The sequence below is a fragment of the Caballeronia sp. KNU42 genome (assembly GCF_053760385.1).
The window spans coordinates 768,321-782,365 of record NZ_CM132390.1 but is presented as its reverse complement, the minus strand read 5'-3'; the positions used below and the strand labels follow the sequence as shown (position 1 = coordinate 782,365).

Here is a 14,045-nt window from a genome sequence, read left to right as displayed (position 1 = left end):
GAGCCGCGACGGTGTCTTGTCCCGGCTTCTATGAGTTGTTCTGTGCCACGTCGGCGTGTGCCGTCGTGATGATGACTGTCAGGTCGCTCGTGTGATCGTCAGAGGGGAGTTGGCGCTCGCGGCAAGCCCCACGTCGGCGCGATTCGCCAGATTGCGAACGGCCGCGTGTTTGGGTCGAGGCGGATATGTTGGTTCTTGCCGCGCCATTCGAAACGCTCGCCCGTCATCTGGTCCTCAACAGCCAGTGCGTCCCATTCCTGCACGCCCCAACTATTCAGCGTCTGCCACGGCAATTCGACATCCGCACCTTGCTCGTTGAACGGATCGAGATTGATCGCGACCAGCACGATGTTGTCGCGTGCCGCGTTGGCTTTTTCGAAGAACAGGATGTTGTCGTTGTGAGCCGTCAGGAAGTTGACGCCCAGATGCGATTGCAGCGCCGGATTCGCTTTCCTGATCCGGTTCAGCGCTGTGATTTCCCCGACGATATTGCCCGGCCGGTTCCAGTCCCAAGCCCGGATCTGATACTTCTCCGAATCCAGATATTCCTCGCTGTTCGGCAGCGCGGCCGCTTCGCAAAGTTCGAAGCCGCTATAGACGCCCCATAGTCCCGACAACGTCGCGGCGAGCGCGGCGCGGATCACAAAGCCGGCGCGGCCCGAGCGCTGCAGGAACCGCGGGTTGATATCGGGCGTATTGACGAAGAAGTTCGGGCGGAAAAAATCCTTCGCGTCCGTCTGCGTCAGGTCATGCATATACTCCAGGAAATCGCGCTTCGACTCGCGCCAGGTGAAGTATGTGTATGACTGCGAGAAACCGAGTTTAGCGAGGCGGTTCATCACGCGCGGACGGGTGAACGCTTCGGCCAGGAACATGACGTCGGGATGGCGCGAGCGGACATCGGCAATCACCCATTCCCAGAACGGCATCGGCTTCGTGTGCGGGTTATCGACGCGGAAAATCTTCACGCCGGCCGCGATCCAGAACAGGAATACGTCGCGCAAAGAAAGCCACAGTTCCGGCTTCGCATCCTGCGCATAGAAGTCAGGATTCACGATGTCCTGATACTTCTTCGGCGGATTTTCCGCATAGCGCAGCGTGCCATCAGGGCGCCACGCGAACCACGTGGGATGCTCCTTCAGCCATGGATGATCCGGCGAACACTGCACGGCGAAATCGAGCGCGATCTCCAGTCCGTGGGCACGCGCCGCGTCCAGCATCTGCTTGAAATCGTCCAGGTTGCCGAGTTCCGGATGCAAGGCGTCGTGGCCGCCTTCCTTGCCGCCGATGGCATACGGGCTGCCCACATCGCCGGGTTGGGCGGTCAGCGTATTGTTCTTGCCCTTGCGGTTCGCGATGCCAATTGGGTTGATCGGCGGGAAGTACAGCACGTCGAAGCCCATCTCGCGGATGCGTGGCATCTTGCCGATCACATCGACAAACGTGCCGTGGCGATGTTCGTCATCGCTCATGGAGCGCGGGAAGATTTCGTACCAGCTTGCAAAGCGCGCGGCGGCGCGTTCGGCATCGACGCGATACGTCACCGGATCGCGCGACAGGAACGGCCGGTGCCGCGCCGCTTCGATTGCTTGCGCCGTTTCCGGCGCAAGCGCCAACGCGAGACGCGTATCGGCATCGGCCTTCGCGAACTGCTTGACGATGCCTTCCAGCGGCTCCGTCTGCGCGCCTTCGGTGGTCTTCACCTCGGCCAGGATCAGCGCGAACAAGTGCCGTAATTCCTCGAGTTCCAGTTCAACCGTCTGCTGTGCCTTCAGCTTCTTCTGCATGTGATCGATCAACGAAGCGAAGTCGTCGCGCCATGCGATGACCGTGAATTCATGACGGCCTAAACGATCGAGCGGAATGTGTGTCGTCCATAGGTCATTGCCGAGCGGCAGGACCGGGACCATGGGCGCTTCGTGCCAGTCGGTTTCATCGGCGGCGCGCCATTGCACGGCCGCTGCGATCTTGTCGTGGCCTTCCGCAAAGATGGCCGCGGTGACTTCGACCGCTTCGCCTACGATCCGCTTCGCCGGAAAGCGGCCGTGATCGACCGAGGGCGACACGCTTTCGATCGCCACTCGCGGCGCGATCAGCGCTTCGTTCACCGATTTCTTGTCAGCAGCCTTGCTGCCGCGTTTGACCTGAGGCTGGGCCAGCAGGATGGGCGGTTCCGAGGTCCCGCGCAGCAGATGCACTTCACCGGGCTGCAACAGGAATGGCTCGAGCGGCAGCGGCGTGACCGACGTGTCTTCGTCGATTGCCCGAAACCGCGTGAAGTTGCCGGGTGCACCGTCCAGCAAATGCCGCGTATCGATATAAACCGGCGTGGTGAGGTCCGGATTCAGCACGATGAGCGCTGCCTCTGACGCCACGCGCAGGTCCGGACCGCTGCCGCGCAGAATGGCCGCGTACGGCGTGCCCGCGCCGGTCAGGGCGCGCAGTTCGCCGATGCTCGACAGCGCCGCAGAGTTGCGTTGCAGCGCGTTGGCATGCGCCACTTCCGCCGATACGTTAAAGCGCGCGCCTTCCCTGGCGCGGCGGAACTCTTCCGCGCTGCCGTGGTTGTAGGTGAGCGGCTGCGTGACGCCGTATTCGAAGCCCATGGGCACCAGCAGGCCGGTGCCTATGCCCGCCGCTGTGTACAACGCGCGCCGGTAGGCGCGCTCAACCAGCGACGAGTCGCCGGTGTCCGGCAGGTCGTGCAGCAGGCGCGAGCCGTAGGGCTCTTCCGGAAACGCGATGGGTGGCGCGATGCGAAACAGCGCGGCGTGTTCATCGAAGAGCCAGTTGCTCTGGAAATCCCACCATCGCGACGATGAAGACACCGAGTCGAAACCGGCATCGGCGAGTCCGGCGAGATCGTGGCGGCTGATGCCGACGGTCCAGGCGAGCCATTTAGTTTGCGGATGACGTTCGCGAACGGCCGCACCGAGCCTGCGCCAAACGTGCGCCGGCACCTTGTGCGGCGCTTCGAAGCGAAAGCCGCCAATGCCGGCATCGGCGAGCAGCATCAGCTCGCGCGCCCACCATTCGGTGAGCGCCTGGGCCGCTTCACCATCGCCGAAATTTGCGTGCGCCACGCTTTCCTCGTGCGGCGCGTGACGTGGATCGAGCCGGGCTTCAGCCGCCTCGAACGGATGGAACCAGTGGCGATTGTCACGGAACAGACCGCCTTCCGCGCTGACCTGGCCGAGGGTGATATCGACCAGAAGGGTCAGGCCGTGCTTGCTCGCCTGGGTCGCCAGCAGACGCAGGCCATCGCTTGCGGGTGCGTCGGATTCGAAGATGGCGTGGAGTTTGTGATGATCGGCCACGGCCTGTCGATGGCCGTTGCTGCCCGGCTGGAACGGCGCGCCGATCAGGACGTGATCGAAGCCCAGCGCGGCGGCATGTTCGAATTGTGCGGGCCATTCAGACAATGGTCCGACGAGAAGCGGGTCGATGAAATAGATTCTTGGCGCATACGCTTGAAGCATGTGATGGTGTTCCATCGGTCGTCTTTTCCAGTTCGTCCTGCTATGGCGTGGATGCGGGAAAACGCGATCGCGCTCAACCAGGCAAAAAACCAAACCGCAAGAACGGCTACGGCAGACGAGCCTCAGACAGTCTTCAAAGCACCAGATCCGGGGTGACGAGTGCGGCGCGTACCGGCCTCGAGTGCTTCAGGCGATACGCCGTTCGTGCGGCGCCAGGGTCGCCTGAGGGACACAGCACGTAGCGTGCCGCGACCCTCAAGTTCCTGGCGTATGTCGGAGCCTGAGCGTAGCAATGGTTCTCGACCCGCATGCGGGTTCAGGTCAGACGACATCCGCTAGCCGCGCACTGCAATCCAGTGCGCGGCTAGCGGCCAACCGTGTAACCGTACCATCGAAAAGGCAGGTGTGGAAAGTCAGGCGCTGCGTGCGACGAATTGCGCCTGTTCCGCTTCGCGACGATCAGCCTCGGCAATGGCCATGACCGGCACGGCCCGAACCTCGACCGGCGCGCGACGGGTGCGCAACGGCGCTTTGGCAGGACGTGCATCGGCGAGACCCGCGTATAGCTGGACATACTTCGCTACCGCCTGGTTCCATCCGTAATCACGCGCCATTGCGTTGCGTTGAAGCGTGCGCCATTGTTGTGGACGCATGAAGGCGTCGATGGCGCGCGCGGCGGCGGCGATCACGTCCTGGACGCGGTCGCCATCGAAGAGGAAGCCGGTTGCCGGGCGCGAGCAGGTTGCGCCTTCGAAGCCGCCGAGCGCAGATGCCTGAAAGCCTGTTTGAAGCCCCGCTGTCTCAGCTGCTTCCGCCGCATCCACGATCGTATCGGCCAAGCCGCCCACACGCGACGCCACGGGCAGCGTGCCATAGCGCATGGCGTAGATTTGCGTGAGGCCGCACGGCTCGAAGCGGCTGCCGTGCAGCAGGATGTCAGCACCGGCATGCAGCACGTGCGCGCGCCGCTCGTCGAAGCCGATATAAACACCCACTCGATCCGGCCAGGTCTGCGCCAGCCGCTGAAACGCGGCTTCTATATGTGCTTCGCCCTGGCCAAGCACGGCAATCTGCAACCGCGGGTAGCGCTCGAGCAGCGCGGGAATGGCTTCCACGGCAACATCGGCCATTTTCTGCGATGTCATCCGGCTGCCAAGCGCGATCACTGGCGCGAAAGGGTCGGTGGGGAGGCCGAACAACTGCTGCAGCTCGCGCTTGCAGGCGTGCTTGCCGCGCATATCGTCGAAACAATAGGAGCGGGCAATCTGCGGATCGGTCTTCGGGTCCCAGGTATCCATATCGATACCGTTGATGATGCCCGACAGCTTGCCGGCGCAGCTTTGCAGCACGCCTTCCATCAGGTGGCCGAAGCGCGGCGTGAGGATTTCGCGCGCATACGTTTCGCTGACGGTGGCGACGTGGTCGGCATGCACAATGCCGGCTTTCATCAGACTCAACGCACCATAAAATTCGATGCTTGCGGGTTCGGTCAACGCGGGGACGAGCCATTTGGCTGGCACGCCGAGCGCTGCACCAAGCGAGAGCGAATAGTTGCCCTGGAACGCCAGATTATGGATCGTGAAAACGCTTTTTGCGTGCACGCCGGCTTGCTTCATCAAGAGCGGCGTGAGTCCTGAATGCCAGTCATGCGCGTGCACGATGTCCGGCTTCTTGAAGCCTCGAACGCCTGCTGCGATCTTTACCGCTGCTGCTGACAACGACGCGAACCGAATCGCGTTGTCTTCGTAGTCGCGTCCTTTCGCGTCCTGATAGAGGCCTTCGCGTGCATATAAATGATCCATGCGCAGCAGGATCACGGGCACGCCGCTATCCGGCATGCGGCCGCGATACAACGCGCCGTCTCCGCCCGGAAGCCCCGTCACTGAAGCCACCTTCTGTAATCCTTCGACCATCTGCAGCGCTTTCGGATAAGCCGGGATGAGGATCGCGGCATCGACTCCGGTTTCACGTAAGGCAACGGCGTACGCACTGACCATGTCACCGAGTCCGCCGGTTTTGGCTAAGGGTACAGCCTCGGAAGCGACAAGCAAGACGTTCAAGGACAAGGCGGACTCCTGGCGTTTGATGGATGAAAAGCGAGGGGATGCGCTCGGGCAAAAGAATCTGCGGCGCATGCGTCCGGTGCTTTTATCGGAGGGAAGAGGAAGTGCGTGAAAGCAAGAGCAAGGCGTGTGCCATGTTCTTGGGATTCTGCTGAAACCGGGGGAAACCGATAGGTGCTTGATATGCGCCGAGGTGGACGTCAGGCGGACATGAAGAGCCGTGTAAAAACGCACGCACTGCAGGCGGCGTTTTTACACGGAGTATTCGGGAATCGTTATACAAAAGACTGGGCTGCCGCTGCGCGCGGCCACCGGGATGCAGGAATTGTCAGCCATCCCTATTAATTTATTCGATGAATTTATTCGATACGGCAATTACGCCCGGTCGCTATCAAGCACGACGGCAATATTTGCCTGGCAGTCAGTTCAAGGCCCAAGCAAGCTGGCGGCTGTGTTCACGCATAAACCAATCACCGCGGCATTAAAGAAGAACGACAGGACCGATTGCGCGAGCGCCGTGCGCCGGACTTCATTGGAGCAGAGCACGACATCCGACGTCTGCGACGCCACCGCGATCGTAAACGAGAAATACAGGAAGTCCCAATAGTCCGGCTTGAGGTGGGCATCGGGGAATTTCAGCGATGTCTCGTCACCCTCTGACTGATAGTAGTGGCGCGCGTAGTGCAGCGTGAAGATGGTCGGGATGAGGAACCATGCGCCCAGCATGGTGGCGGCAGTCAGCAGATAGTGGAGCAGTGCGCCGCGCAAGCCCAGGTTCTTGGCCATGGCCAGTTCGAACACAATCGCGATGAGACTTGCTATGGCGGCCAGGCTGATGATCAGCAACACCATGCCTGCGTTTTCGTCCTCGCGCTCGGCGAGCTTCTGCACTTTGTCCTGACGCGCGAGCGCCATCTGAATCCAGATAAGCACGAGATACAGCCATACGGTACTGTCCCATCCTATGAGCCCGCGCACGATCGGCTTGAAGTCATGTGGAACCAAAAGCGCCACGATCACACCAACCACGAGTGCGATGACCGCCCGCGGGCGATAGCGAAGTACTTGGGGAACTAGATTCATTTTTTATAGTGGTCGGGTTATGGAAGCTTGTGGCAGGTTATGGCGTTAAGCTGGCATGGCGAGGTATCGTGCAAGCCACGCGCAAGATGCCGGTCTTCTTGTGCCTCACAACGCCAGGTGCCGCGATTATTGCTCGTGTGCCTTTCAATTACCAACGGCCCGAGGGCGGGTTGTTATCAGCGCGTTATCCGCGTGTTATCCGCTTCATCGTGCATGCCTGAGCTACAGCAACGCGCGCCTTAAAACTATTCGGGGATATCGACAGGTGCAATCGATCATCGCCTGTCTGAACATCGCGACTTGGGACTTCACACCATGACACAACCAGACCATCCCATGACGCGCGCACAGTCGGCTGGCCGCCGCCGCTTTGTTCTCGGCGCGTGTGCGTCGGCAGTCGCGCTCGCATTTACTTCCGCAGGTTTCGCGGGGTTCGGTTACCCAACATTCTTCACTCAGGCTTTCGCCGATACGCCGCCTGCAGGCCTCGACGGTTTCCTGCTGCTCTCGAGCAAACTCACCGGACGCACCACCTTCGATCCCGCGCTGGCGCAGCGCGTGTATGACGCGCTGTCGAAGTCGGACAGCGAGTTTGCCGGCAACGTGAGCGCCTTGAACGTATGGCTCGCGGCGCATGGCGGCGTGCCCTCGGATACGGTGACGCAAGCGCTCAAGGCGGATACGCCCAAGCTCGCCGTCACGGTCACCGCGATCATGCGTGCGTGGTATCTCGGTCTTGTCGGCGATGCGCCGCGCGTGAGCGTGGTTGCCTACGAGCGCGCGCTGATGTTCGATCCCGTCAATGACGTGCTGACCATTCCGTCGTATTGCCGCGACGTGCCGTTCTACTGGACGCAGAAGCCGCCTGGCGCAGCTTGAACGCATCGGACACGCCACATCACTAAAAGCATCAAGCCGGCGCGCTGCCTGACAGTCAATCGGCAGCGCGATCGAAGCAAATAAAAACCACCCCTCACAGGACAACAACAAATGGCAAATTCGAATTCGGCCGATGTGGTCGTCGTCGGATCGGGGGTTGCGGGCGGACTCGTCGCGCATCAGCTCGCGAGCGCGGGCGCATCCGTGATCCTGCTCGAAGCGGGGCCGCGTATTCCGCGCTGGCAGATCGTCGAGAACTTTCGCAACTCGCCGGCGAAAAACGATTTCGCTACGCCGTATCCATCGACGCCTTACGCGCCGCATCCCGAGTACTCGCCCGAGAACAACTACCTGATCCAGAAGGGCGAGTACCCGTACGCATCGCAATACTTGCGGCTGGTCGGCGGGACCACCTGGCACTGGGCCGCTGCTGCATGGCGCTTGCTGCCTGCCGATTTCAAGCTGAAGACGCTTTACGGTGTAGGCCGCGACTGGCCGATCCCTTATGAGATCCTCGAGCCCTGGTACTTCGCCGCTGAAGTACAGCTTGGCGTATCGGGTCCGGGCAACAACGTCGATCTTGGTTCGCCGCGCTCCAAACCTTACCCAATGGACATGCTGCCGCTGTCCTACATGGACCAGCGTTTCACCGATGTCCTCAACGCGCAGTCTTTTCACGTGGTGCCTGAACCGGTCGCGCGTAACAGCCGCCCGTACGATGCCCGCCCAACCTGCTGCGGCAATAACAACTGCATGCCGATCTGCCCGATCGCCGCCATGTACAACGGCATCACGCATGCGGAAAAAGCCGAACGCGCGGGCGCGAAGCTGATTGCGCAAGCGGTCGTCTACAAGATCGAGAGCGACGATAAAGGCCTGATCACCGCCGTCCATTACAAGGACCCGAACGGCAACAGCACGCGTGTCACGGGCAAGCTCTTCGTGCTGGCGGCCAATGGTATTGAAACGCCGAAGCTGATGTTGCAGTCGGTGTCGGACAGGTTCAAGAGCGGCATTGGCAACAGTTCGGACCAGGTCGGCCGCAACCTGATGGATCACCCCGGCACCAGCGTGACCTTCCTCGCCAACGAGCCCGTGTGGCCGGGACGCGGGCCAATGGAGATGACCTCGGTGGTGAACTTCCGCGATGGTGCGTTCCGCTCCGAATACGCGGCGAAGAAGCTGCATTTATCGAATGGCGTGCCGACCATGTCGGTCACCGCGGACCTGATCGCCAAGGGCGTGACGGGCGCGGAACTCGACCGGCAGATCCGCGATCGTGCCGCGCGCACGATGAGCATCGCCAGCTTCCACGAGCATCTTGCCGAACCGCAGAACCGCGTGATTCCATCGTCGGATCACAAGGATTCGCTCGGCATCCCACAGCCCGAGATCTACTACTCGATCAACGACTACGTGAAGAAAAGCGCGGTCGACACGCATGCGCAGTATGCGCGGATCGCGGAATTGTTCGGCGGCACGGAGATCACCTTCGACGATAAATTCGCGCCGAACAACCACATCATGGGAACGGCCATCATGGGCGCGGACCCGAAGGATTCCGTCGTCGATTCCGAATGCCGCACGCATGACCACCCGAACCTTTTCATTGCCGGCAGTGCGGTGATGCCGACGGCGGCATCGGTGAATTGCACGCTGACGTTGTCCGCGTTGTCGTTGCGTCTCGCCGACAAGCTGAAGAAAGAACTTTGATTGCGCGCCGACGGAGAGCCACGATGAAGAACCCCAAACCTCGCGACGCGAAGCGCTTTATCAAACCGGACAAGCTTAACAAGCGCCTCGCCGGCGCACTCGCCGTTCTTGCGCTCGCCATTACGGGCGTGAGTTTCCACACGCTGATTCAATCGGCGCAAGCGCAACCGGCCGCGACCGAACCCATGGTCGTGCAGCGCGACACGCTTGCCGGCGCGGCGCTGATCAAGCGCGGCGAATACCTGGCGCGAGTGGGCGACTGCGTGGCGTGTCATACCGCCGACAAAGATCGTCCGTTCGCCGGAGGTCTGCCGATCAGCACGCCGTTCGGGACCATCTACACGCCGAATATCACGAGCGATCCGGATACCGGTATTGGCCGCTGGAGCGATGCCGACTTCCTGCGCGCGATGCATGAAGGCATTGGCAAAAGCGGCGAGCGCTTGTATCCGGCCTTCCCTTACGCCGAATACACGAAGGTCACCGACTCGGACGTCCTCGCGATCCGTGCCTATCTGAATACGCTTGGTCCGATTCACTACACGCCGCCGCGCAATGAGCTGTCGTTTCCGTTCAACCAGCGCTGGCTGATGGTGTTCTGGAACATGTTCAATTTCAAGGAAGGCCGTTTTGTCCCTGACCCGCAGCAGAGCGCGGAATGGAATCGCGGCGCGTACCTTATCGGTGGCCTCGCGCATTGCGAGGAATGCCATACGCCTCGTAACGTGATGCAGGGCCTGAAGACGAGCGAGCGCTTCAGCGGCGCCGAGTTGTCCGGCTGGCACGCGTTCAACATCACGCCGGACAAGACTGCGGGCATTGGTGGATGGAGCGACGACGAGCTGACGAACTATCTCGCGACCGGCGTGGCAAATGGTGTGGCGCATGGCGTGGCAAATGGCCGGGCGAATGCGGCCGGCCCGATGGCGGATGTCGTGCAGAACAGCACGCAATACATGACGCCCGAGGACTTGCGTTCGATGGTGGTGTACTTGCGTTCGGTGCCGGCGAAGAGCGGTGGCGATATCCATCCGCGGGACTCCTTCGGCAAGCCGACCGACGCGGACGTCACGGCAATGCGCGGTACGGCGATCAGCGGGGTGAACGGCGCGCAATTGTTCATCGCCAACTGTGCGACGTGTCATAGCTGGACGGGCGAGGGCCGGGGCGGCAGCGCGCCGGGGGCGTATCCTTCGTTGATTCATAACAGCGTGGTGGGGACATCGGCGGCGAATAACCTCACCATGGTGATGCTGCACGGCGTGAGTCGTCAGACGAAAGACGCCATGGCGTTCATGCCTGCATTTGCGAATGAACTCAGCGATGAACAAATTGCCGCCATCAGCAACTATGTAACCAAGAGGTTTGGTAATCCGCAATCGACGACGTCCGCCGATCAGGTGGCCAAACTCCGCTCCACACCGCAATAAATACGGCGAGACTCACCCTTGGCGTGGCAATTTTGCCGCGCCAAGCTGATCGTATTGCGCATTAGTCATGGTCGTTCCAGAATGTGGGTAGGTAATTTGTCGCATAGCGAGTCGGCGCGCGTAACCGCGCGTTTTGTAAGATTAAGAAAGTTGCCATGACTGCTTCTACTCATCCTGTCGTTTGCTGGCATCCGGCGAACAAAGTTGGCCGTGACCTCGTGGTTGGCGATTTGCACGGCTGCGTCGACGCCCTGCGTTATCTGCTTAGCGAAATTGGTTTCGATGGTTCGTGTGACCGCCTGTTTTCCGTGGGCGATCTGGTCGATCGCGGCAGCGATTCGCTGGCGGCCATCGACCTGCTCGATAAATCCTGGTTCTACCCGGTGCTTGGCAATCACGAAGACGCGCTGTGCGCGGTTGCGGCGGGCAAGATGCATCGCCACATGTGGTATTCGATCGGCGGTGCGTGGGCGGCTAACCTGCCGGACGAGCAGTTGGAGGCGATTGCCGCGAGGCTGGCTAGTGTTCCTTTGGTGCGAATTGTCGGCGATGGCGCCACTCGCTTCAACGTGCTGCATGCGGAGTTTTTCGGTAGCGACGCTGATCTGGAAGTCGCGTATTTCCCCGACGATGTCCGTCAGCAGATGTTGTGGGGGAGGTCGCTTGCGCTGGGGACAGCGAAGGTTGCCTGGCAGCGGGGGTTATCGCCGACCTATTGCGGGCACACGCCCGTGAAGGCGATCAAGCAGATCGGGGCGCAAATTTTTATCGACACGGGTGCTTATAGCGACGATGGGCGACTCACGATTGTGGAGGCCGGCACCGACAAGCGCTGGTCGGTGAAGCAGGGGTGGGCGAGTGCGGAAGGGGCGCGGGAGTTGGCATTACCGTAGGGGGTTCGTTGGCACTCGGGGGTGGGGTTGCTAGGTTCTAGCGGTAGCGGTTGGAGTCAATGCCGGGTTGCCAGGTTCGTGCGTTAGCGGTCTTAGTCATTGCCGGGTTGCTGCTTTCGGGGTTAGTGGTCTGCGCGAGTGAGCTATTTTCTTTATCACTATTAGCCACTGCGCGTGGCGGCGCGTCATTTCTTTGTCCAAAGCGACAAAGAAACGAAGCAAAGAAAGCGCTTTCAAAACGAGGGCACGTAAGTTGACCTAGCGTGCAGTTTTGGTGTTTTTGGCACCCCAAAAGCACGGTGCTCGCAAGAACCACGGATGTGTGAAACCCTCCTTCTCGCGAATCCTGACACGCACACGCTTCGCCCCGTACGCTCTCGGGCAAGCACGCCTGCCAAGGACACATACGGCCTCACGTGTATTTAAGGCTCCATTTTTCAGAGATTGGTTTAGTAGTTTGTGCTGCTGAATAATCAGCGCTGTTATCTTTGTCGGCCACACGACCCGACGCATACCGCTATATATTTTGGTGAGTTGATTGTGCAACTCACAGGGTTATTCGTACGGTGTGCATTACCCATTCCGGGAGCTTAGTTTTTTGCGGGTTGGCGACGTGGTTCAGGATGCGTACAAATTCGAAGGATGGTTGTTCGCGGATAGCGCGGGGTGAACCTTAGGCAGGCTCAGTCACTGGTGGCGAAGCGTGTGGGTATCGGTGTTCGGAGAAGGAGGGTTTCACACATCCGTCGCTCTAGCGAGCACCGTGCTTTTGGGGTGCCAAAAACGCAAAAACTGCACGCTAGGTCAACTTATGGGCCCTCGTTTTGAAAGCGCTTTCTTTGCTTCGTTTCTTTGTCGCTTTGGACAAAGAAATGACGCGCCGCCACGCGCAGTGGCTAATAGTGATAAAGAAAATAGCCAACTCAGGCAGACCGCTAACCCCGAAAGCAGCAACCCGGCACTGACTCAGACCGCTAACGCAGGAACCTGGCACCCCGGTGTCAACCCCAACCGCTAACCCCAGAACCTGGCAACCGGCACCGACCGCGACCACCAACCCCGTACCCTAGCAACCCCGCCCCCAAACCCCGCCCCCGAGTGCGAACGAAAACCCCGTGCGAACGAAAACCCCGTGGAATGGGCTTTGCTCAGATCTCGTCTAATCTGGCGAGACCAAAGCGAGGCACGCAGTGACATCACTCCAGGACCCACAACCGCAAAACGAGATCAAGGGCTGCCCGGAAGACCTGCCCCCCGGCCTTCGCTACGTCGATGACTCGCGTCCCGGCTACACGCGCGAGTGGAAAAACGGCGCCTTCGTCTTTTTCAACACCCAGGGCAACCCACTCTCCGACGACGCCGACATCAAGCGCATCAACGCACTCGCCATCCCGCCCGCTTACACCAACGTCTGGATCTGCCCCGACTCACGCGGCCACCTGCAAGCCACCGGCCGCGACGCCCGTGGCCGCAAGCAATATCGATATCACCCGCATTGGCGCGAAACCCGCGACGCCACCAAGTACGAACGAATGCTGGCGTTCAGCGCCGTGTTGCCGAAACTACGTGCTCGCGTCACCCGGGATCTCGACCTCGAGGGCATCCCCCGCGACAAGGTCCTGGCCACCGTGGTCAGGCTTCTCGACACCACCCTGATTCGCGTGGGCAGCGAGGAATACGCACGCGACAACAAGTCGTACGGACTCACCACGCTGCGCAAGAAACACCTGAGCGTCAAATCCGGCACGCTGCGTTTTCAGTTCCGTGGCAAAAGCGGGATCGAACACGATGTCTCGGTGAACGACGCTCGCATCGCCAGAATCGTAAAACGCTGCATGGACCTGCCCGGTCATGACCTGTTCCAGTACCTCGACGCGAACGGCGAACGCCACACCGTCAGCTCCTCCGATATCAACGACTACCTCCACGACATCACCGGCGCCGACTTCACGGCCAAGGACTACCGGACATGGGCCGGCAGCGTGTTCGCCCTGGCGGCGCTGCGCAAGCTGGCGTGGGAAACCGTGACCGAAGCACGCAAGCATGTGGTCGGCACGATCAAGGAAGTATCGAAGATACTGCGCAACACACCGGCCGTGTGCCGCAAATGCTATGTCCATCCAGCGGTGATCGAAGCGTTCGAAGCCGGCGAACTTGCCGACGACCTGCCGCCCTCGCGTCGATCGGGCCTGAAAACTGACGAGGCCATGCTTGCCATTTTTCTGGAAAAAGACGCGAAGCGCCGCGCCCGCGAAGCGGCGCGAGGCCGCAAGGGCCAGGCGAACGGAGCAGATCCGCGGCTCGCCCGACTGCTCGCCAAGTCCAGTCAAAAAGTGAAAGCGGCTGCGCTGAAGAACTCGTCAAAGGGCGTCGGGATGGAGGCGCTTGCGGCGGTATCGAAGGCCGCTGCACCGAAAACCGCATCGACGGCCGCACGCCCCGCGACCAAGAAGATCGCGCGCGTACGGTCATCGACGGCGGTGTCTATCAGTTAAGCGCTCAGCG

General features: G+C 60.8%; 8 protein-coding genes. 5 read left to right on the top strand and 3 right to left on the bottom strand.

Annotated elements, in window-relative coordinates:
- Positions 1–98: 98 nt before the first annotated feature.
- From ACSOSP_RS34850 to ACSOSP_RS34840, 3 genes are all read right to left on the bottom strand, one after another.
- Positions 99–3,494, bottom strand: a complete 3,396-nt coding sequence (locus ACSOSP_RS34850; RefSeq protein ID WP_455315193.1) for a maltotransferase domain-containing protein — start codon at positions 3,492–3,494, stop codon at positions 99–101.
- Between the two features lie 398 nt (positions 3,495–3,892).
- On the bottom strand, positions 3,893–5,545 hold the full coding sequence (gene glgA / locus ACSOSP_RS34845) for a glycogen synthase GlgA (RefSeq protein WP_455315192.1): 1,653 nt from the start codon (positions 5,543–5,545) through the stop codon (positions 3,893–3,895).
- A 423-nt stretch (positions 5,546–5,968) separates the two neighbouring features.
- Positions 5,969–6,625: a DUF1345 domain-containing protein gene (locus tag ACSOSP_RS34840; RefSeq protein WP_455315191.1), complete on the bottom strand. Its 657-nt coding sequence runs from the start codon at positions 6,623–6,625 to the stop codon at positions 5,969–5,971.
- Positions 6,626–6,940: 315 nt separating this feature from the next.
- Here ACSOSP_RS34840 and ACSOSP_RS34835 point away from each other — a divergent pair, with 315 nt between their 5' ends.
- The 5 genes from ACSOSP_RS34835 (at position 6,941) to ACSOSP_RS34815 (ending at position 14,035) form a co-directional block, all read left to right on the top strand.
- Complete coding sequence (locus ACSOSP_RS34835) at positions 6,941–7,504, top strand: sugar dehydrogenase complex small subunit (protein WP_455315190.1); 564 nt, start codon at positions 6,941–6,943, stop codon at positions 7,502–7,504.
- A 111-nt stretch (positions 7,505–7,615) separates the two neighbouring features.
- Positions 7,616–9,217 (top strand): GMC family oxidoreductase, encoded by a 1,602-nt coding sequence (locus ACSOSP_RS34830; RefSeq protein ID WP_455315189.1) that lies wholly within the window; start codon positions 7,616–7,618, stop codon positions 9,215–9,217.
- A 185-nt stretch (positions 9,218–9,402) separates the two neighbouring features.
- A complete protein-coding gene (locus tag ACSOSP_RS34825) occupies positions 9,403–10,647 on the top strand; it encodes a c-type cytochrome (protein WP_455315419.1) in 1,245 nt (414 codons plus the stop codon).
- Positions 10,648–10,802: 155 nt separating this feature from the next.
- Complete coding sequence (locus ACSOSP_RS34820) at positions 10,803–11,540, top strand: metallophosphoesterase (RefSeq protein WP_455315188.1); 738 nt, start codon at positions 10,803–10,805, stop codon at positions 11,538–11,540.
- 1,190 nt (positions 11,541–12,730) lie between these two features.
- Positions 12,731–14,035 carry a DNA topoisomerase IB gene (locus tag ACSOSP_RS34815; protein WP_455315187.1) on the top strand — a complete coding sequence of 435 codons (1,305 nt, stop codon included), beginning with the start codon at positions 12,731–12,733 and terminating at the stop codon, positions 14,033–14,035.
- Positions 14,036–14,045: the final 10 nt, after the last annotated feature.